Here is a 20,482-nt window from a genome sequence, read left to right as displayed (position 1 = left end):
GGTTCATCAACGGTTGCTCGACGTGTTGAAGACAATCCGGTCGGATCAACCATACGTTCTTGCTCCAATGGCTCTGTCAAGCGAAGTGAAGATTTGACCCCGTAGGCGAAAGGAAGAACTGACCCCCTTCATTGATTTGCTGTTTCGTTTGTCTCGAGCGCCGGAACGGCGCTTTTCGCGAAGCCTGTAGCTATCACCTCGGATGGTGATCACTGTCGAATGGTGCAGCAGGCGGTCCAATATCGCGGTGGCGACGACAGGGTCTCCGAAGACGCTCCCCCCACTCTTCGACCGATCGATTTGAGGTAATCAGGATCGATCCCTTCTCGTAGCGGCGAGAGACCAGTTTGGAAGAACAAGGTGAGCCGCGTTCGCTTCGAAGGGCAGATATCCGAGTTCGTCGATGATGAGCAGTTTCGGCCGTGACAGGGTCGTCAACTGCTTGTCTAGGGTTCCGTCGTTGTGAGCCTTGGCCAACATGGCGACAAGCGTGGCTGCCGTCACGAACTGGACATTGTAATTTTGGCGGATCGCCTCGCGGCCGAGACTGACGGCAAGATGAGTTTTCCCTGTTCCGGGTGGCCCCAGGAATAGGACGGTATCGCCGTGAGCGATCCAGCGGCAGGTCGCCAACTCTCTGATCTGTCCTCGATCCACCGATGGCTGTGCCTCGAAGTCAAAGCCGTCGAGTTCACGTACGAAGGGGAACTGCGCCAGTTTGCTCGACATGGAGATACGCCGCTCGTCGCGCCGGGCAATCTCGCGCGACACCAAGAACGCCAGTGCCTCGCGCAGAGTCATCTTCGAGCGGGCGGCCTCATCCAGCAGGCTGTCGAGTTGATCGCGGATTGCCGTCAGCTTCAGGCGATCGAGCGTCGCGATGAGTAAATCATTATCCACGGTTGTCATCACCAGCCACCTCCAACCACAGCCTCGTATTCCGCAAGCGGTCGCAGCAGGGCTGCTGGCGTCGTCTCGACTGGAGCGGAACGAACCAACCCTTCGATACCCGCAACGCCGACAAAGTGGGCCCGGTCCACGATCCGTTGTCGCCGTCCCTGGCAGAGAGCATGATCAGCTACGACATGGCCGGCGTGGCGGACGATGACACGACCCGCCAGCACAACGACCTGGACGCTTTCGCCGATGAGACGCCAGGGTACGGAATAACTGTTCGTGTCGAGATCGATGGCGCAGTCCGCCTGCACCTTGCGCACGAGATCGCGCAGCTGTCCAAACGGTGCACGGCCTGACAGCGGCGAAGGGCATCGGCCTCGCCAGCGAAGCGCTCAATTGGAGGTTCACCAGTCGTGCCGTGGTCGCGCTGATCGGCGACCTCACGTATCCAACGATCCAAATGTGCCTCGAACGAGGCCCAGCTCTCAAACCGGCGACCTGCGATGGCGTTCTTCTTGACGTAGCCGACCCCGCGCTCGTCCTTTCCCTTTGTCCGGGCCCGGTATGGAGCGCAAGCGCGTGGCACGAAGCCCCAGTAACGCGCGAATGCCCATAGCCGTGCATTGAAGCGAACCTCCCGACTAACCGCGTCGTGATGCTCGACAAGCGCCTTCGCATTATCCAGTAGAACCTCACTGGGAACGCCGCCGAACCGAAGAAACGCGCCTTCCATGCCCTCGAACCAGTCGGTCTGTCCCTCTCGCAGTGAGGCACGTATATGGATGCGTCGGGAATAGCTCAGCGTGGCGACAAAGACGTTTACCCGGATTCGTTCGTCGCCAATCCAGACACGCGTCTGCCCAAAGTCGATCTGTAATTGACGGCCTGGCGGTGTCTCGAACCGGACTGTTGCCCGCTTCTGCGCTTTGAGTTCGCGCCGCCATTCCCGGACCCGAAGCTCTACCGAGCGCAAACCGATGGTAATTCCATGCTCGCTGGCCAACTCCTGCCGGATCACATCGGCATTGCCGTCATGCCGGAAGAAGCGTTCGCGGAGCCAATCATCCAAGCCATCGAAAGCACTGCGGCGAACCGGCTTTTTGAATGGCGCTGCTCCGCCCTCCCGCAGATATCGGCGGACAGTGTTGCGAGCGCAGCCAAACTCTTTCGATAAACGCTTGGCACCCCAGCCAAGCTCGTGCAGCCGCAACATTGCCACCACCTCATCTGCCTGAAGCATATCTTCGCCCTGCATCGTTCGCGACAAAGCAGGATGCGCTGAAATCAAGCTCGTCATCCATCTCTCCTCGTTGTGAAACGAGGGGGCAGTTCTTCATTTCGTTAGGGGGTCAGTTTCTCATTTCGCCTGACAGGTTCGTCAGAATTCCTGTCGACGCTGCCTGAGGAGCGCCAACAGGTTCTTTTTTTCAAAACCGCTTCCACGGAGCCACGCCCTTGTATTCCGCCAGGATCAGCAGCAAGCGCTCCAGCTCTTTCCGCTTGACCTCGTGCGGGAGAGGCTCTCCCTCTACGAAATTCAAAGCCTGCTCGACCAAATCCACAGCCCGATCGTTGTCGCCGCTCTCATAGTAGTAAGGGGCAATCGTCTCGTAAGACTCAGCGCGTGAGAGAGCATCCTGCTGCGGATACAGTCTCAGGATTCGTTCGGAGATCTCCTTGCCCATCGAAAAGCGTTCCGCAGGTGGAACGCCCGAGTAATCATAGGGACCGAAGAGTTCTTGCATCGCCGCGAGAAGCCAATCTTCAGCGTTTCGTTCAATTGCATCGCGAGCAAATTGGGCTAACGCCATCCAGCCCGCATCCATGTCGCGCATTCCTCCGATCGATGTCCCGACATGCCATTTGCGCAAGGAGAGGCTGTCCGGGATCAGGTTGGTGCCCTCTTCACTGGCCGAGAGCGCCGTCTCCCAATCCTCAATCTCTGCAGCCGCCCGAATTCGATCACGAAACGGGTGGCCGATAAAGGCGATGCTGCCGTCTCGGTCGACAATAAACGCCCGTGGATATCGGAAAGACAGACTGGCATCCATCCAATGCTTATCCATTTCGCCTGAGTAGTCGAACGCGATCCGAATGTTCGAATGCGGGAGCCATTTGGTTACCCAATGGCGCACCCGAGCTCTAGCCTTGTCAGCCGTTGCAGCTTTTTCATCTGCTGCAACTCCGATGACATCAACTCCGATGTCGCTGTAATTCTCCTGCAGCTGGGCCAGGCGGGCCAGCGCCGGCCCGCAACCTTCGCAGGTAGTCGAAAAGAAATCGAGGATGTATATCTTCCCGAGCTGGAAGTTGGAAAGCGGATCGCCGCGCAGCCAGCGCTGCACTTTGATCGACGGGGCCGGAGAGCCGCTATTTAAGCCAGAGGCCATGTCTTGTTCTCCACAGTGTTCGTGCGCCAGGAACGCGGAATCCTTGAAGTGCAAGGCCCTGAGTCAGATAGAGCGATGTAGTGGTTCTTGCGGGCAGGCAGCTACTGAGAATGATCTGTAGTTTCTCACCCTCGCGCCTGCGCGGGCAAAACTTCAGAGCCTCTTTCGGACGGGCCGAAGCGTGATAAGGACGGAGTTCGTTGATCTGTCGAAGCGTATAGGAGCGTCTTGCTGCGGTCCCTCGCTCCGGTGTTGGCCCCGGCCCATCGTTTGACAACAGCCGCAGATAACTGCCCGACCACGCCGAGAATCTCGGCGACCTCGCCCAAGGAGTACGAGCGCAAGGTCATGTCGTCTGGAAATGAAAATTTGGGAGCTGCGCCCCGCGCGCTTAGGCGATCCGAGATTTTTTTGCCATGGCGCTGGATGCACTCCGACGTATCCGTTGGAGAGCGTTTATTCTTATAATGCGGCATAAATAGCATCGTAACGGATTTCCTAGTGTGTGACGTATCTATCCCGTCGGGGATTAAATCAATTTGCTGTGCCAGTCAACAGTCAACAAGCACTTTGCCGCCCCAACAAACTTACGGGCTCCACCGGAGCAGGCCCTTCGACGGCGGGGGTGGTCGAGATCCTGCGGGCCACACGGGAGGAACCACCCGGGAAGCCGCAGCCACGGCCTTGATAGCGTGATTCACTCACTGCCACGATACAGGCTGAGGAACTGATGACCGAAGGATTGGCGGCTGGCATTGCCCCGGCCCGGCCCCAAGGCCCTCAGGAGCGTTTTTGATAGCTCGTGCCAATGCCTCGTCAGCTCCTCGAAACGCTCTCCTGGAGGCTCTGAGCCTGTCAAAAATCTTCTCAAAAATTTGAAAATCCCTGTTTTGAAATTTTAGAAATATGTTTTGAAAAGTGTTCTGAAATGTTTTGTGGTGTTCTGTTTCTATAAATAGGTGCGACCAAGTCTGCGGCAAAGTGCGACCAAGTCTGCGGTAAAGTGCGACCAAGTCTGCGGAGATCAAGGCAAAGCGCGACCAAGTCTGCGGAGGGGCGCGACCAAGTCTGCGGAGCGCCCGGTGCAACCTATTGAATCTAAAGGATTCATATAGGGGCAAAGCGCGAACAAGTCTGCGGAGCTAAGTAGGCGCACCGCCTACACTTTTTTCAGCGAGATGCGGTTTCCAGCACGTCAGGGTCGGCCGGCTGCAAAATGAAGCCGCTTTCAGTGAGCCTAAGCGGGGTATTCAGCAACACTTCCTTGATGTGTGTACTCTCCGGGCCGATCTTCACGACAGGAGGACGAGCCGTGGCAGATTATAGAAACGCTTTTGTCGGAATCGATGTTGCCAAGCTGAAGAATGCGATTGCTGAATCTGGCCGGAACGGAGAGAGAGGTTGAGGCATCGGATGCCAGTATGCGCCGCATTATCCAGCGTATAGCCGCAAAGTTTGATCACGTGCATTTCTGCTACGAGGCCGGCCCCACGGGTTACGGCCTCCACCAGCTCATCAAGTCGCTGGGCCATGACTGCCTGGTTGTCGCTCCGTCGCTGATCCCGAGAAAGCCTGGCGACCGCGTCAGGACGAACCGTCGAGACTTGCTTGCGCGCGCCCGGCTATTGAGGGCCGGCGAGCGCACGACGGTCTGGGCCTTCATGCTCAAGCACGGGCGCGTCTAGCCGCCTCGATCACTGTCGCACGCCGTCTGTGCTTGTGCAGGTCGCTACCCACCCTTGATGGAATCTCAAGCGAGTAGGGCAGACGTTATTGAGGGCCATTGTTCCAAAAGCTGACGAAATGCCTGCTCCGATGGAGCCCGTAAGTTTGCTGGCGTGGCAAAGTGCTTGTTGACCGTTGACTGGCACAGGAAATGTATGTAGACGGCATAAACACGTCACGCTTCAGAAAAACTGTCACGAGGTCTTCTATGTTACATTATATGACGCTCCTATCCGCCTCGGTGGCCTGTGCGCTCATCGAGGCGGGCGTGGCGGTGATCGATGTGGCCGGTGCCGGCGGCACCAGTTGGGCCGCGGTGGAGGGCGAGCGCGCCCGCGATGACGCCGACCGTGCAGTGGCGATGGCGTTCGCCGACTGGGGGATCCCGACCCCGGCCAGCGTGCAGGCGGTACGTCGGGTGCTGCCAACGGTGGAGCTGATCGCGTCGGGCGGGATCCGCGATGGCGTGGACGTGGCCAGGGCCATCCGTCTGGGCGCGGACATCGCCGGGCAGGCGGCCGGCGTGCTGGGCGCGGCAACGGTGTCCACCGAGGCGGTTGTTGGGCATTTCCAGATCGTCATCCGCCAGTTGGCGGTCGCCTGCTTCTGCACCGGCTCGGCTGATCTGGCGGCGTTGCGTCAGGCGCGCTTGTTGCCCTCGACATGTCTGCAATCCCATGCCTGATACATCGATCGTCAAGGACGCCGATCTTAGAAAACGGCTTCGCGACGCAAGCCGTTTCAAGCTCCCTGCTGTTCGCGAAGTCGAAGTCCGCCAGATCATCGCCGAGCAGGTGGCCCGCAACGCGGAAAGTACAGCGCGCGAGGTCGAACTGAGCGCCATGCCGCGCGAGAAACGGCGCCGTGCCCTGACCCATGACCATTTTCTACAAGAACATCCGCGACCTGCGGATATTCGCCACCTTCATAGCGTGCTTGCGATCTGTGGCTTGCCTTATAAGCGCCCACCGATCGACCTGCGCGACTTTAGGCGCAAGCAGGGCAACATGGGGATCATGGTGCAGGCGGGGACTAGCCTGGGTCCTGATGGGGCATGGCTTGAGCATACCCTGCCATTCGGCCCCAAGGCCCGATTGATCCTGATCCACCTATGCTCCGAAGCCATCCGCCAGAAATCGCCGACGGTCGAAATCGCCGACACTTTCACGGCCTTCGTACGCGAAATGGGCCTCTCCGACAGTGGGGGAAAAAAAGGGCCGTTGACTGCGTGCAAGGAGCAGCTGAATGCCCTGGCCCATTGCTCCATACGCATCAGCTCAACCGAGCCCAACAAGATGAAGGCCAATCAGTTTTTCCTGATCGAGGACATCGATATGTGGCTATCGACAGATAGCCACCCGGAATCCCGCTGGCGGTCTACAGTCACGTTTAGCAGCGTGATGTTCGAGAACCTGAAGGTCCATGCTCTGCCGGTCAACCTGCACGTTGCGAGTGCCTTACAAGGCAGCGCGCGCAAACTGGATATATACTTCTGGCTTGGCTGGCGAATGTACAACATCAGCGCCCCACTTACAATTAGTTGGGGTCCGCTCACGGAGCAGTTTGGATCGGGGTTCAGCCGTCAGCGCGATTTCAAGGCCAAGTTCATCGAAGAGACTACACACATCAAGGAACTGTTGCCGGAGGCCCCGTTTAAGCTCACTGAAAGCGGCATCATTTTGCAGCCGGCCGACCTTGGGGCGCTGAGACTTCCTCTGATGCGCAAATCGCTCAAAAAAGTGTAGGCGGCACGTATACTTAGCTCCGTCGACTTGGTCGCGCTATGCCCCCAATATCAATCTTTGAGACCTCCTGGAGTTTGGTGCAGACCACGAACTCCGTTGTCGAACCTGCCCCGGGCGAAACCTCAGATTTCCGTCAACACATCCAAACGGAGAAGAGGCTCGCCGCCCTGGAGTTCAATCTTGATGTCTTTGTCGGCAGGCCGTCGAGCCAGCGGACGACGGCCAGCAGCGTTGTTGCGTCCCGGTCGTGTCCGCGCGCGCATCTTCGCTGACTCGGCTGACCTGACAGTACAGGAAATATCGCAACGCAGCGTCGACGAGGACGACATAGTTGAGATCCGACGGAGCATCAAACCGCTTTACCCATCGATAGCCGAACGCGTTATAGGCGAGGTCGCCCTGCCTTTCGAATGCGTGACCATTCGTCCTGAGGAAGGCTTGATCGGCCGCCGTGAGATTGTCGCGGAGATAGCGTTCGAGGAACGACTCGTCCGAACGAAAGAAGCCTGCGGCGGCGCCGCAGCAGTCTTTCGATCATTGCCCGACGAAGCTCATCCGCCTCCCATGGATCTTCTGACGGTAGAGCGTATGCCGGAATTCCACGGCTGGATCGAAACTGTCGAGCGCCACGCTTCCGCCGGTAGCGGCGACTGCCACCCTGGGATGAAGATAGGAGAAGCGCGCGATCGCTTCGTCGAGGTAGGGCCAAAAAATAGGCGCGATGTCTAGGTCACGAACTCCGTCCGAGGAAGCAACCAGGAGGGGCTAGTATTGTCGGGTCGCGAGGATTCCACTTGATAAATAGAAATCTTTCCGGCCTTAAAAGGAGAGCTCACGCTAATCGAAGGCATCGACGCCCCTTGCACCTTTATCAAGGCGCCGTAAGCACTTCCCATTGGACACTGTGCTCCTGAGGGAAGGGCACGACAATGTGATACCCTCGACAGACGAAACATCCGTCACTCGATCCCGACTAGTACCACGCCACAGAGATTATGACGGTTTGTCTTATCGTAGAATTGGCAGGGCTTCTGGTGGGATGAGAAGTTGGATGCTGCGTGCGGCGCCTGGCACGCGAGATATAAAACCCGCCTTCTCGAGGGTCAGCACCATCTGGTGAACAGACGGAGCCGTAACGCCGAAGTGGCGACGCATGTCGGCTTCGGCCGGAGGCTGTTTGAAGATGCGGCTGTAGGCGTAGATGAAGGCCAGGTACTGGCCTTGGATCTGCGTAAGGCCCCGTCTTGCCGTTGCGGCTTGCGGGTCAAGTGAGGGACTCATTTTGGGATTCATCTGCGTCTCCACGCTGAAGGAGGTGTCGATGAATATAAAGTTTCACATAGAGCTTAGCCAATCGGAACGTGACCAACTGGCCGCTTTGTTGAGCGGGGGGTGCCACAGGTCGCGCAAGATCAAGCGCGCCCAGATCCTGGTCGCAGCGAACGAAGGCTTCAGCGACGAGGTGATCGCGGCAACCTTGAACGTCAGCGGATCGACGATTTACCGGACCAAACGCCGGTTTGTGGAAGCCAATCTGGAAGGGGCGCTCAGCGAAGAACCGCGCCCGGGTGTTGAGCGCAAGCTATCGAGCAAGGAGGAGGCGCTGTTGGTAGCGACCGCCTGCTCAAAGCCGCCGCCCGGGCGAGCCCGCTGGACCCTGGAGCTTCTGGCAGATGAGATGGTCCGGCTCACCGATCATGACCAGTTGTCCTCGGAGACCGTGCGTCGCCGGCTGGCTGAGAACCATCTCAAGCCTTGGCGCAAAGACATGTGGTGCATCCCAAAGATCGATGGGGAATACGTCGCGCGCATGGAGGATGTTCTCGACCTCTACGCAGAAACGCCTGATCCACAAAGGCCCGTGGTCTGCTTCGACGAGAGCCCGACCCAACTCATCGGCGAAGTGCGCGAGCCCATTGCGGCCAAGCCTGGCCAGCTTGAACGCTACGATTGCGAGTATCGCCGAAACGGCACGGTCAATCTGTTTGTCTTCATGGACGCCCACCGGCCCTGGCGCAGGGTGAAGGTCACCGATCGGCGAACCAACCAAGACTTCGCCGAGTGCATGCGCGAACTGGTCGACGTCGATTATCCCGACGCGCCGATCATCCGCGTGGTGATGGACAACCTCTCCACTCATTCCGCCGGGGCGCTTTACGACGCATTTCCCGCCCCGCAAGCTCGAAGGGTGCTGAAGCGACTGGAGTTCCACCACACGCCCAAGCACGCCAGTTGGCTCAACATGGTCGAGATCGAGATCGGTGTCCTGCGTAGCCAATGCCTCGACCGTCGTATCGACAACAAAGACACCATAATCGCCGAAGTCGCAGCCTGGGAGCAGCAACGCAACGCCCACGGCGCAAAGATCCAATGGATGTTCACAACCGAAAATGCCCGCAAAAAGCTCCGTAAAGCTTACCCCGTCAAAGAGTCATAATCTCTGTGGCGTGGTACTAGCGACCAGAAGCTCTCGCCTTCTTCGGGGCGGAAATACCGCTTTCCCGTTCAAGCTTTTTGCGAGCGAGTTTACGGACGCGCCTGATACCCTCGGCCTTTTCACGGGCACGTTTTTCGGAGGGCTTTTCAAAACGCTCCCGAAGTCGGGCCTCCCGAAAAACGCCCTCGCGTTGCAACTTCTTTTTCAGAAAGCGAAGCGCTTGCTCAACGTTGTTGTCGCGTACCAGAACTTGCATTCTAAACTCCTAGGATCACTGACGCGCCTCATTAGATCCATGTGCACTTATGATCAAGGCTTGGAGGACAGTTTGCCTGAATCTCTGCCGCCCTGTTTTCATGGGCACGACCGCGAGTGGGCTGGTGTAAGCTCTGCCACCGATTGATGGGTCAGAAGTTCAGATCCTTTGAAGACCGATACGCTTTCGGTTTCCATAGCGTTCAAACTTCGATTTTTTGATGATGCCACTACCTTGACCGACCCGTAGATTCTACAATCCATTACCCAGGTTTCCTGACGGCTTACTGAAGATTGCGGGTTCGCGCCTGCGCTGTGGCGATGATCCATTGCTTTGTTCTCAGTTCCGGATTTTCATGCCGCATCACGTCGGTCACGACGGCGACGCTATCCGCCCCGTGAGCAAGGACGCCTTCGATCCGTTCGACATTCAACCCGCCGATGGCGACCAGAGGCAGGTCGCCGATGCGCGATTTCCATTCGCTCAGCCGCGTCAGCCCTTGCGGCGCCCATTTCATCGGCTTGAGGATCGTCGTGTAGACCGGGCCGAGTGCGATATAGTCAGGCCTTGCTGCCAGTGCGATTTCCAGCTCGCGTTCGTCATGCGTTGAGACGCCAAGCTTCAGGCCACTCGCTCGGATCGCGTCGAGGTCCGCTGTCGCAAGGTCCTCCTGGCCGAGATGGACGCAGTCGCAACCTTCCACGATCGCAAGCCGCCAGTGGTCGTTAACGATCAGTTGAGATTGATGTTTAGCGCAGACTGCTACTGCGCGACGGATCTCGGCGCGTAGTTCAGTCTCCGGACGATCCTTGATGCGCAACTGCACCAGCTTGACGCCAAGCGGTACCAGCCGGGCAATCCACTCGGCGCTGTCGACGATCAGGTAGAACGGATCGATCTTCATGTGAACACCGCCTTTCCGATCACCGGCGTGGAGGGGACGGCCATGTCGCGTGGCTCCATCAGACCGGCGTTAAAGGCTTGATTGCCGGCGGCGATTGCCGCGGCAAAGGCGGCTGCCATCGCTGCGGGATCGCCGGCGCCGGCAACGGCGGTGTTGAGCAGAACCGCATCGAAACCGAGCTCCATGACCGCAGTTGCGTGGGACGGCCGACCGATGCCGGCATCGACGATTAGCGACACGTCAGGGAAATGCGCCCGCATTGCTCTGAGCGCTGTCGGATTGAGCGGCCCGGCGGCACTGCCGATCGGTGCGCACCAAGGCATCAGCACCTTGCAGCCGGCCTCCAGCAGTCGTTCGGCCACGACCAGATCGTCGGTCGTGTACGGGAAGACTTCGAAACCTTCGCTGACGAGAATACGAGCCGCCTCGACGAGACCGAAGACATCCGGCTGTAGCGTATCATGGTTGCCGACGACCTCGAGCTTGATCCAGTCGGTGGCGAACAGCTCGCGCGCCATCCTTGCGGTCAGCACCGCTTCCGCGACGCTGTGGCAACCTGCAGTGTTGGGTAGGATACGGATGGCGAGCGCGCGGATCATCTCGAAGAAGGTGCCCCCACTGCGGCCGCCAGACATCTCACGACGAAGCGAGACGGTGACGATTTCCGTCGCCGATTGCCTGACAGCCTCGGAGAGGACGGCAGGAGAGGGGTATCGCGCTGTGCCGAGCAGCAGACGTGAGTTTATTTCGGCCCCATAAAGCGTCAGCATCCGTCAGCCTCCCTGCATCGGCGACAGGATTTCGATGCTGTCGTTGTCTTTGAGCGAGCGATCGAACCGGTCTTCGCGATGGACAAGCTCACCGTTGACGGCTGTCGCCAGCCAATTACCCTCGTATTCCATCAGGACTAAAAGCTCTGACAACGTCTCAGCCGCGACATCGTGTTCCTCGCCATTAACGATCAATTTCATGGGACATTCCTTCCCGTGGTATGTTGATTGAAGACAAGTTCAGCCGCCTCGGCCGCCATGGCTGGCGCGAGCAGAAAGCCGTGGCGGTGGAGGCCGTTGAGCGAGATCACCTTTCCCTGATGGCTTGCGCGCGGAAGATTGTCCGGAAAGGCTGGGCGGATTCCAACACCCGTTTCGATGATGGTTGCATCGGCAAAGGCCGGAGATAGCGTGTATGCGGCGTTGAGCAATTCCATCAGTGAACGGGCGACTATCGGCCCGTCGAAATCCGTCTCGATCATTGTCGCGCCGACCATGAACAGACCGTCTCCACGCGGGACGATGTAGACCGGGATACGCGGATGGAGCAAGCGGACCGGCCGGGAGAGGTTCACGTCGGAGCTTCTAAGGTAAAGCATTTCGCCGCGGACGCCGCGTAACTCCTCGGCCTTGCCGATCTGCGCTGCGCCCGTGCAATCGACGACCCTGTCGAAGCTCTCGCGCGGGCTCTCGCCCATGAAGGTGACCCCCTGAACCGTCAGCTTGGTGCGCAGCAGAGTCAAAACTCGCCGGGGATCGAGATGGGCTTCGCGGCGAAAGAACAGCCCGTGCCGGAACCGCCCGGCAAGAGAGGGTTCCAGCGCCGCGATCGCCGGCTCTTCCAGCCATTCATAACCCGTCGTGCGGCAGGCAAAGCGTCTCAGTTCACCAAGATCGCGGGCCGAGGCGACCACGAGCGTTCCGTTTCGTCGCACCTCTCCCGGCACCATTGCCTCCCATTTGTCGGCGGCGGTGAGACCCCGCATGAGTACCGCGTCATCAGCACTCTCCCGCTCGCACCAGGGCGCCAACATTCCGCCCGCGAGCCACGAAGCAGCACGCAGGAAACCGTCATATGGATCGAGCACAGTGACCTCGGCATCTCGAGCGCGCAGTTCATGCGCCACCGTCAGGCCGGCAACGCCGGCCCCTTTGACAAGCACACGCATCTCATTCGCCCGAATGTTGCAGGGTTTGAACTGGCATATAGAGGTCGCCGCCCTCGCGATAACGCGCTGCCATCGCATCCAGACCTTCCTTCTGTGCTTCGGCGCGGATATCGTGCGAGATGCGCATGGAGCAGAATTTTGGGCCGCACATGGAGCAGAAATGCGCCACCTTATGGGCTTCCTTCGGCAACGTCTCGTCGTGGAAGCTGCGGGCGGTTTCGGGGTCCAGCGAGAGGTTGAACTGATCCTCCCAGCGGAATTCGAAACGGGCACGCGAGAGCGCGTCGTCGCGCAGCTGTGCTGCCGGATGCCCCTTGGCGAGATCGGCGGCGTGGGCCGCGATCTTATAGGTGATAACGCCGGTCTTGACGTCGTTGCGATCCGGAAGACCGAGATGCTCCTTCGGCGTGACGTAGCAGAGCATCGCGGTGCCGAACCAGCCGATCATGGCAGCGCCGATCCCAGAGGTGATGTGATCGTAGCCCGGCGCGATATCAGTCGTCAGCGGCCCAAGCGTATAGAAAGGCGCCTCGCCGCAGACCTTCAGCTGCTTGTCCATGTTCTCCTTGATCTTGTGCATCGGCACATGGCCGGGGCCTTCGATCATCACCTGGCAGTCTTTCGCCCAGGCGATCTTGGTCAGCTCTCCCAGTGTTTCCAGTTCGGCGAACTGCGCCGCATCGTTTGCGTCAGCGATCGAGCCGGGGCGCAGGCCGTCACCGAGCGAGAAGGAGACGTCGTAGGCACGGCAGATGTCGCAGATCTCCTGGAAATGCTCGTAAAGGAAGCTTTCGCGATGATGATGGAGACACCACTTGGCCATGATCGAACCGCCGCGCGAGACGATGCCCGTCACACGGTTGACAGTGAGCGGGATGTAGTGAAGCCGCACGCCGGCATGGATGGTGAAATAGTCGACGCCCTGTTCGGCCTGTTCGATCAGCGTGTCACGATAGAGCTCCCAGGTCAGGTTCTCGGCAATGCCCTCGACCTTCTCCAGCGCCTGATACAGCGGCACGGTACCGATCGGCACGGGCGAGTTTCGGATGATCCATTCGCGGATGTTGTGGATGTTGCGGCCGGTGGAGAGATCCATGACCGTGTCAGCGCCCCAGCGGGCGGCCCAGACCATTTTTTCAACCTCTTCCGTCATCGACGAGGTGACGGCCGAGTTGCCGATATTGGCGTTGATCTTCACCAGGAAGTTCCGGCCGATGATCATCGGTTCTGCTTCCGGATGGTTGATGTTGGCGGGGATGATCGCCCGGCCTGCGGCCACTTCCTGGCGGACGAATTCCGCCGTCACATGGTCGGGAACGTGGGCGCCGAAGCTCTCGCCGTCGCGGACTATGGCGTCCGCCTGCGCCTTGCGGCCGAGGTTTTCGCGGATGGCGATGAACTCCATTTCCGGCGTGATGATACCGGCGCGCGCATAGGCGAACTGGGTGACGGCCTTGCCGTCCTTTGCGCGCAGCGGCTGGCGTAGCGTGGGGAATTCGGGCGTCAGCCTTTCGCCGCTTGCAAAGCCGTTGTCTTCGGGACGGACATGGCGGCCCTGATATGCCTCGACGTCGCCGCGGGCGAGAACCCAGTCGCGTCGCAGTGAGGGCAGCCCCTGTTCGATACGGATCTCGGCGCCGTCGATCGTATAGGGGCCGGAGGAGTCGTAGACGACAACGGGCGGCTCGCCCGATGTCGGATGCAGGCTGATTTCGCGCATCGGCACGCAAATGTCGGGATGGATGTCCCCGCGAATGTAGATCTTCCTGGATGCCGGCAAGGGGCCGGTGGTGACGGTTGGGGTGGCGGCGATACTCATGGTTTGAGGCTCCAAGTTTTCGATTGGAGACCCAGTCCTCAGCCGGAATGATGAAAAGACGCCGGCATGGATTCCACACGTGAATCCACTGCCTTCGAGCGCTTGCACCGTCCCTACGCCAGTATGAACTGGATCAGGTTCAACGGGTCACTGCGCGCGATAGCAGTATCTCAGCCCCTTGCCGGGACCCCCCTGGTGAATGCAAAAAAGGGTAGAGGCTTGCCGAGGGGACTGTCAAGCGACAATCTGCCATGGCTTGGGATCCGGGTTACACTTAGGCTATCGTGCGTGGTCGCCGCGCTCAACGAATCCACAAGGGCAATCGCCCGACCGACACGCATCCGCAAGACAGACGCCTTTGTCGCATGCAGTGGCTGTCGATTTTTATTCCGAGCAGTTTAGCAAGTGTACCGAAATACCGAAGCGCTATTGAGAAAGCAGGTGCGGAACTGGAAAGTCTAATACTTTGTCCGTGTAGCTTTCGACCAAGGCGCTAAACGGCGTGCCGTCTCGAAGTTTCAGTACGGCACGATGTTCGAGCAGGAACGGCGGCAGGCTAAGGGAACTTGTTTCATGCGCTGTTAAGCCGTCCATATCCCAGCCTTCGGATAGAGGGGACCAGAGCAACGTGGCAGACAGGTTTGTGCGAGTGAAATTAAGAGCCTGAACGGCTCTGCCAAACGCGATATCGCTGGTATTCAACGCCTGATTCATTTCTGCAGTTAATTTTGCAGGTACATACCAGTTGTCGGCCTCGGACAAGACGCGGTCGCCGCAGACCAGGCGGACGCGGCGATAAGCGATCAGCTCACCGGGGCCGACGGTCAGAAGTTCACGGATGTGCTCATCGGCTGGTTTGCCTTGCCCGCCCACACGCTGAGCTACGATCTTGGAACCTTCAGGTGCGAGCTTGTGCGCGGCGCACCAGCGGTCAAGCGTCAACGTAGCGCTGGCGTTACTCAGGAGATTGGCATTCAAGGTCTGGAGGACAGCAAGCGCTTCCACTCGAGATGCCGGCGTGTTCAGCCACTGAGACCCTAGAGACGGTTCTTGCGCAATTGCGATCTGGGTGCCCAGCACGATGGTGGTCGCTGCAAGTGCGGCGATGCGAATGCGTTTCGAAGAACAAAATGACACGGAGAACGAATCCTTTCTGCAGCAAATTTGATGGGCGAACCCTGCGCGTCAAATTTCCTTGATTGGCAGGCGAGCGCGCGTTGTCAGCGTATTTGATAGCGGCAGCAAGATTTGAGATGCGCCTTGCGTGAACCGTATAACGGTCAGGTTTCCAAAGACTTTCTTACCATCTTTCGATGTTCCTGCCGTGCTGGTTCACACCTGATTGAAGCCTGTGTGCCCGAGGCGTCCTTTGGCTTGCCTCGCATCGATGTCGTCCTTGATATCCTCCATCCGCTCGCCGACCTGATTTGCAAGCGTTCGCGACTGAGCCGGCGCTTCCATCCTGAAATATGGAAACCCGATAGACGTGGATTTCAAAGGAGGAACGTGGCGGCCGGTCCAAATTCTCCCAATTATATACCGTAACTTTCACTTAACGGTTTAGCGCCTTTGTCGTCCTCTCGCTCGTTGCGGGATGTTCATACAGCTGGATCGGATAAAATAGGTAGCAACCGAAAGCAAAATCCAGGAGCCATTGTTCGAAAAAGGTCTTCTTCGTCGACACGGAGCCCTCCTGCCGGTCGAGTGACAATTGTAGACCAGGCAGCGACACGCCGTCGATGGTTGCCAACCGCAGATGCGAGTAGCCAAGGCGCTTGTCTGATTTCTTTTGGTGATCCATGTCATCGCGCTCCTTGTGCAAACCTTCCGGAGGATGATGTCGCCGGCTAGATTTCAGCATTCATAGGGTAAGAATTTTCCTGTTGCACCATCATCACTCCTCGTAACAGGACAGTTGATGAAAACGACAAACAACGCAACAGTTAGTTGGATATATTTTATAGTATATCGGTTTCAGTTTGGCGGACAATTATTGAATATTATGAGAAACAAGTCCGTTACATCATATATTATTGTATATATAATTACATAAATCGCGCTTTGTGGCATTGGTGGCCCGGATGAAATGGCAGGGCTCTAACGGTTACGCTGGTCGAAACGGCAATCGGGCGACACAAGTTCATCATCGGGCGGCGTCTGCGGGGGAGGTCGCGGCATGGTCAGCAGACCGAAGTCGCCATCGGCTGCGCCGTCTCAACCGCATGCTTGACTGCGCACGCCCGAAATACATCTCCGGCAAGGCGGCCACGGCATGATCAGCCGTTTCAAAGATCCCCATCCGTTCAATTCCAGATCTGTGCACCAACGCCCGCGACCGTCGCCGATCGCATTTGTAGAGTGTGCTCTCTCAATGCATCACTTCTTCTCGGAGCTTAACGCGGCCGCAGAGAGGAACGCGCGGAAGTCGACCGTCGATTCAAGGAGTCGGACGCTGACGCTGACAGGGTCCCCATGGCAGGAGTACGGCCGTCACATTCGGTTGAGAATTCGGGCCATGATCGTTTTTACCCCTCGTGTATTTGCACAATCTATTGCCAGCGATTGGACACGGTCATGAAATAAAATTGCATCGACAAGTGCAGATGACATGTCGACGCCAACGACATCTCCGGAGAGGTCTGCGCCGGAGCCGGGAGGTCTGCGAGGGTGAGTGTAGAGTTGCCGCCTCGACCGGCCCAGTTCAGCGACTGCCCGGTCCATTGCGGCGGCGCCGCTCTTGTTAATCTCTCCTGCATCGGGTTCGATATCCCTGAAAATATCCGGGGACTGATGGGGTTCTCTCATTCACCGCGACGATTCTTTCAAGAATGAGAGGATTTACAAACAACGATGCATGGACCGCAAAACGAAATAGATAGAAGCTTGCCAAAACTGCGTCACGTTGCCTCGCGATCACGCGAAAGCTGACGAAGAGATTGGACAATATGGCATGTGTCGGCTTTGCATCATTGTGGTGTCTTTGGTGAAAGACGCTCGGCATTGGCGCTGTTGAAGACTGCGGACTTAAATCATCAAATTAGGCACCAAAAAAATTGGGGGTTCGCGCGAGCCAACGTACCGGCGAAGGAGGGGCTAGTCGTCAGCATCGAGATTGTCTTGATATCTTATGGTGATGTCCGGCCCTTATCTGGCAGCCCTGGTAATTGTTTTCGGCCAGTGTGCTGGAAACCCGGCGTGAGGAGGGTGCAGCCGGGCACCGCTTTGTGGAGGAAGTGAAAATGAAAAAGTTTATCCTGGGCACTGCGATGGCGCTCGTCATGTCGACGGCGGCTCACGCGGAAACGGTCGGCGTCTCGATGGCGAAGTTCGACGACAATTTCCTGACGGTTCTGCGCAACGGCATGACCGATTATGCAAAGACACTGAGCGGCGTGACGCTGCAGGTCGAAGACGCACAGAACGACGTTTCCAAGCAGCAGAGCCAGATCCAGAATTTCATCGCCTCCAAGGTCGATGCAATCATCGTCAACCCTGTCGATACCGATGCGACCACGGCGATGTCGAAGCTCGCAGCCGATGCCGGCATACCGCTGGTTTACGTCAACCGTCAGCCGGTCAACGTCGACACGCTGCCGGACAAGCAGGCCTTCGTCGCTTCCAACGAGCTGGAATCCGGCACGCTGGAAACCAAGGAAATCTGCCGTATTCTCGGCGGCAAGGGCAAAGCTGTCGTCATCATGGGCGAACTCTCCAACCAGGCTGCGCGCATGCGGACCCAGGACGTCCATGACGTCATCAAGACCGATGAGTGCAAAGGCATCGAGATCGTTGAAGAGCAGACGGCCAACTGGGATCGTACCCAGGGTGCCGACCTGATGACCAACTGGCTCTCCAGCGGCATCGAGTTCGACGCCGTCATCTCCAACAACGACGAAATGGCGATCGGCGCCATCCAGGCGCTGAAGGCAGCCGGCAAGGACATGAGCAAGGTCGTCGTCGGCGGCGTCGACGCCACGCAGGACGCGCTTGCCGCCATGCAGGCGGGCGATCTCGACGTTACCGTGTTCCAGGATGCCGCCGGCCAGGGCAAGGGCTCGCTTGATGCAGCGCTCAAGCTCGCCAAGGGCGAAAAGATCGAAAAGAAGGTCTACATTCCCTTCCAGCTCGTGACGCCTGCCAACGTCAAGGACTTCGTCACCAAGAACTGAGGCGAACGCCACACAGGATGCGGGCTTTGCCCGTATCCTCTTTTCGGGCGCTCGAAGTTCCTCAAATCCTTAAAGATGAAGGACCCTTGAGTTCTCAGGCTGCTGCGCTTGATCCCCATGCGCCGTTCTCAGGCGATCTCTTCAAGACGACGGCCGATCAACAGCGCCCGGCAGGGTTCTCACAGGCTCTGGCCGAATCTGCGGGCCATGAGCTTATCACGCCGAGGCAACTCTCGAATTGTTTGTCCATCGTTCTCCGCTTGGGAATGATCGGTGCATCACGCCCTACGAGCTTCCCGACCGGGGCGAACGCTCCTGCCAGATCGGAAGCTGCTTGTCGGCCCTTCATCGCGTCAGACCTGTACTCCGCCGCAGAAATTGATAGAAAGAGCGCCCGCGGAATTCGAAGAAACTGTCCGTTGCCGGACGCGGTCGGCAGCGGTGGAACGAGAAAACGGATGCACGTTTTCCGGCCGCCAAAAGGAGCCTTAATCGACATGAACATGGTCTCGAAGATTGCGAAATCCCCAGTTGCCCCGTCCGTTGGTGCTCTGCTTGCAGAAGCTCGCCTGGCTCGCGGCTATTCGCTGGACGACGTCGCAGAAACCACTGGTCTGACTGTGGCAGAGGTGACAGCTCTGGAGAACGACGTGGATTTCGACGCGTCGAGGATTCGAAGGACCGCATCCGCTCTAGGGATTTTAGAAAAGATATGAGATGTGCCGCGCAGACATCGTTGAACAGCTTTTTCCACGGCTCTACCTCCTCAAGGAAGGTGGGTGCAGCAACTCACGGGTCGCGCTTCAATGGGGATGCCGTTCGACTCGGGCACAGTTTTGAAGGGTAGGGCAGGGAACCTCGGCTGTGATGTTCGACAACCAGCTGACTCTTCAAGGGGAATGGCGGCGGCTGGCGCAGTTCTTCCGCTCGCAAATTCGGCATCATCGCGTGCAGCTCGATTCCAAGGTTCAGCAGTCTCTTGGGAAACTTCGTGGGAATCCGCTGTATGATCTTGTTGGGTGTTTTGCATCGGTTTGACGCCCATCTGAAAACTCAACACGCGGTTCACCCGGGTGGCTTGTCCAATAGACGCTAGACGATCAACCGGAAGGACAAATAAAACATGCAACTGAGCCCCCCGCCCCCCGTCGATTCCGCGCTCAACGCTATTGGCAATACACCGGTCATACGCCTGCGTCGCGTCGTACCGGACGGGAGCGCTCAAGTCTATGTGAAGCTCGAGTATTTCAACCCGACAGGCTCGTATAAAGACCGCATGGCAAAATCCATCATCGAAGAGGCTGAGCGCCGCGGAGATTTGCAGCCAGGAATGACAGTAGTCGAGGCGAGTGGGGGAAGCACGGGGTCCTCGCTCGCCTTCGTTTGCGCAGTGAAAGGCTATCATTTCATTGTGGCTTCTTCCAACGCCTTTGCCATGGAGAAGTTGCGTACCATGCGCAGCTTTGGCGCAACCGTTGATCTGATCCATAGCCCGTCCGGCGAAATCTCGGCCGATCTGATTCCGTCTATGATCCGGCACGCCCAGGAGGTCTCCGCCCGATCGGACTGCTATTATTCGGACCAGTTTAACAACCGTGACGCCTTAATTGGCTACGAAGAAATCGGTCACGAGTTGGTCACACAATTTCCAGACGGTATCGACGCCTTCTGTGGCGCGGTCGGTGTGGCCGGAATGACAATGGGCGTGGCAAGGATTCTAAAATCGCGCTCAGCGACGGTTCGGATCGTGGTTCTGGAGCCGGCCTCTTCACCCGTCATATCGAAAGGTTGGGCCGGAACCCACCACGTCGAGGGCATAGGGGTAGGCTTCGTTCCGCCTTTGCTCGATCAACATCTGTATGACGAAACGCGCAGCATTCCGGAAGAGGAAGCACGCGCTATGTGTCACCGATTGGCACGGGAGGAAGGATTGCTGGTCGGTACGTCCACGGGCCTCAACGTCACTGCGGCGATTTGTCTGGCCAAGGAGTTGGGGCCGGGTAGGACGGTCGTCACGGTCGCGAGCGACACCGGTCTAAAGTACATGAACGGGAAGCTTTTTGCGGATACCTGAAAGCGGCAGAGCGATCGCCAGGGTGACGCTGGACCTTCGGTTGAATTGGAGCCTGCGTAACCAACGGTTGGCCCTGGCCCCTAGGCAAACGCGCCCCTCGTTGTATCGGTACGCAGTTTTTTGGAGC

At 58.2% G+C, this 20,482-nt stretch carries 17 protein-coding genes, 6 pseudogenes and 1 riboswitch; of the genes and pseudogenes, 10 read left to right on the top strand and 13 right to left on the bottom strand.

Going from position 1 to position 20,482, the window contains the following annotated elements; translation table 11 throughout:
* Positions 1–45: 45 nt before the first annotated feature.
* The 4 genes and pseudogenes from istB to BA011_RS45770 all read right to left on the bottom strand — a co-directional run.
* Positions 46–909: pseudogene (istB, locus tag BA011_RS36825) on the bottom strand (IS21-like element helper ATPase IstB).
* Positions 909–2,194: pseudogene (gene istA / locus BA011_RS36820) on the bottom strand (IS21 family transposase). The pseudogenes istB and istA overlap by 1 nt, the downstream one beginning before the upstream one ends.
* A 130-nt stretch (positions 2,195–2,324) precedes the next feature.
* Positions 2,325–3,287 carry a TlpA disulfide reductase family protein gene (locus BA011_RS36815; RefSeq protein WP_065284433.1) on the bottom strand — a complete coding sequence of 321 codons (963 nt, stop codon included), beginning with the start codon at positions 3,285–3,287 and terminating at the stop codon, positions 2,325–2,327.
* Positions 3,288–3,318: 31 nt separating this feature from the next.
* Positions 3,319–3,763, bottom strand: a pseudogene (locus BA011_RS45770) (MerR family transcriptional regulator); the annotation flags it as partial.
* 836 nt (positions 3,764–4,599) lie between these two features.
* Here BA011_RS45770 and BA011_RS36810 point away from each other — a divergent pair.
* The 4 genes and pseudogenes from BA011_RS36810 to BA011_RS44725 all read left to right on the top strand — a co-directional run.
* Positions 4,600–4,969: pseudogene (locus BA011_RS36810) on the top strand (IS110 family transposase); the annotation flags it as partial.
* Positions 4,970–5,241: 272 nt separating this feature from the next.
* Positions 5,242–5,697 (top strand): annotated as a pseudogene (locus BA011_RS36805) (alpha-hydroxy-acid oxidizing protein); the annotation flags it as partial.
* On the top strand, positions 5,690–6,757 hold the full coding sequence (locus tag BA011_RS36800; protein ID WP_065284432.1) for a replication protein RepA: 1,068 nt from the start codon (positions 5,690–5,692) through the stop codon (positions 6,755–6,757). The pseudogene BA011_RS36805 and the gene BA011_RS36800, both read left to right, overlap by 8 nt.
* 183 nt (positions 6,758–6,940) lie before the next feature.
* Complete coding sequence (locus tag BA011_RS44725; protein ID WP_062940111.1) at positions 6,941–7,486, top strand: hypothetical protein; 546 nt, start codon at positions 6,941–6,943, stop codon at positions 7,484–7,486.
* 279 nt (positions 7,487–7,765) lie between these two features.
* On the opposite strand, the gene BA011_RS36790 is transcribed toward BA011_RS44725, so the two are convergent.
* Positions 7,766–8,050 carry a LexA family protein gene (locus BA011_RS36790; protein WP_420493416.1) on the bottom strand — a complete coding sequence of 95 codons (285 nt, stop codon included), beginning with the start codon at positions 8,048–8,050 and terminating at the stop codon, positions 7,766–7,768.
* A gap of 28 nt (positions 8,051–8,078) precedes the next feature.
* On the opposite strand from BA011_RS36790, the gene BA011_RS36785 reads away from it, so the two are divergent.
* Positions 8,079–9,194 carry an IS630 family transposase gene (locus tag BA011_RS36785; protein ID WP_065282351.1) on the top strand — a complete coding sequence of 372 codons (1,116 nt, stop codon included), beginning with the start codon at positions 8,079–8,081 and terminating at the stop codon, positions 9,192–9,194.
* 16 nt (positions 9,195–9,210) lie between these two features.
* On the opposite strand, the gene rpsU is transcribed toward BA011_RS36785, so the two are convergent.
* The 8 genes from rpsU to BA011_RS36745 all read right to left on the bottom strand — a co-directional run bounded on the left by rpsU (position 9,211) and on the right by BA011_RS36745 (position 15,913).
* Positions 9,211–9,450 (bottom strand): 30S ribosomal protein S21, encoded by a 240-nt coding sequence (gene rpsU, locus BA011_RS36780; RefSeq protein ID WP_003554884.1) that lies wholly within the window; start codon positions 9,448–9,450, stop codon positions 9,211–9,213.
* Between the two features lie 283 nt (positions 9,451–9,733).
* The gene (locus tag BA011_RS36775; RefSeq protein WP_062940108.1) at positions 9,734–10,354 is read right to left on the bottom strand and encodes a thiamine phosphate synthase; all 621 of its coding nucleotides are present in this window, start codon (positions 10,352–10,354) and stop codon (positions 9,734–9,736) included.
* Positions 10,351–11,124 (bottom strand): thiazole synthase, encoded by a 774-nt coding sequence (locus tag BA011_RS36770; protein WP_062940107.1) that lies wholly within the window; start codon positions 11,122–11,124, stop codon positions 10,351–10,353. The genes BA011_RS36775 and BA011_RS36770 overlap by 4 nt, the downstream gene beginning before the upstream one ends.
* A 3-nt stretch (positions 11,125–11,127) precedes the next feature.
* On the bottom strand, positions 11,128–11,325 hold the full coding sequence (gene thiS, locus BA011_RS36765) for a sulfur carrier protein ThiS (RefSeq protein ID WP_065284431.1): 198 nt from the start codon (positions 11,323–11,325) through the stop codon (positions 11,128–11,130).
* Positions 11,322–12,293, bottom strand: coding sequence for a glycine oxidase ThiO (thiO, locus tag BA011_RS36760; RefSeq protein WP_065284430.1), 972 nt, complete (start codon positions 12,291–12,293; stop codon positions 11,322–11,324). The genes thiS and thiO overlap by 4 nt, the downstream gene beginning before the upstream one ends.
* 1 nt (position 12,294) lies before the next feature.
* Positions 12,295–14,112, bottom strand: coding sequence for a phosphomethylpyrimidine synthase ThiC (gene thiC / locus BA011_RS36755; RefSeq protein WP_065284429.1), 1,818 nt, complete (start codon positions 14,110–14,112; stop codon positions 12,295–12,297).
* Between the two features lie 92 nt (positions 14,113–14,204).
* Positions 14,205–14,316, bottom strand: a riboswitch (TPP riboswitch).
* Between the two features lie 222 nt (positions 14,317–14,538).
* Positions 14,539–15,249 carry a hypothetical protein gene (locus BA011_RS36750; protein ID WP_062940103.1) on the bottom strand — a complete coding sequence of 237 codons (711 nt, stop codon included), beginning with the start codon at positions 15,247–15,249 and terminating at the stop codon, positions 14,539–14,541.
* A gap of 415 nt (positions 15,250–15,664) precedes the next feature.
* The gene (locus tag BA011_RS36745) at positions 15,665–15,913 is read right to left on the bottom strand and encodes a hypothetical protein (protein WP_062940189.1); all 249 of its coding nucleotides are present in this window, start codon (positions 15,911–15,913) and stop codon (positions 15,665–15,667) included.
* 277 nt (positions 15,914–16,190) lie between these two features.
* On the opposite strand from BA011_RS36745, the pseudogene BA011_RS43600 reads away from it, so the two are divergent.
* From BA011_RS43600 to BA011_RS36730, 5 genes and pseudogenes are all read left to right on the top strand, one after another.
* A pseudogene (locus BA011_RS43600) lies at positions 16,191–16,388 on the top strand (IS5/IS1182 family transposase); the annotation flags it as partial.
* 963 nt (positions 16,389–17,351) lie between these two features.
* Entirely contained in the window at positions 17,352–18,281 is a 930-nt protein-coding gene (locus BA011_RS36740; RefSeq protein WP_065284428.1) for a sugar ABC transporter substrate-binding protein, read from the top strand.
* A 497-nt stretch (positions 18,282–18,778) separates the two neighbouring features.
* Positions 18,779–18,997: a helix-turn-helix domain-containing protein gene (locus BA011_RS36735; RefSeq protein ID WP_065284469.1), complete on the top strand. Its 219-nt coding sequence runs from the start codon at positions 18,779–18,781 to the stop codon at positions 18,995–18,997.
* Between the two features lie 151 nt (positions 18,998–19,148).
* Entirely contained in the window at positions 19,149–19,319 is a 171-nt protein-coding gene (locus BA011_RS44720; RefSeq protein WP_155773460.1) for a hypothetical protein, read from the top strand.
* Between the two features lie 85 nt (positions 19,320–19,404).
* Positions 19,405–20,355, top strand: a complete 951-nt coding sequence (locus BA011_RS36730) for a PLP-dependent cysteine synthase family protein (protein ID WP_065284427.1) — start codon at positions 19,405–19,407, stop codon at positions 20,353–20,355.
* Positions 20,356–20,482 lie beyond the last annotated feature (127 nt).

Source organism: Rhizobium leguminosarum (genome assembly GCF_001679785.1).
Taxonomy (GTDB): Bacteria; Pseudomonadota; Alphaproteobacteria; order Rhizobiales; family Rhizobiaceae; genus Rhizobium; species Rhizobium leguminosarum_R.
Note: the sequence above shows the minus strand (reverse complement) of the source record. Positions and strands in the feature narration are given on the sequence as shown.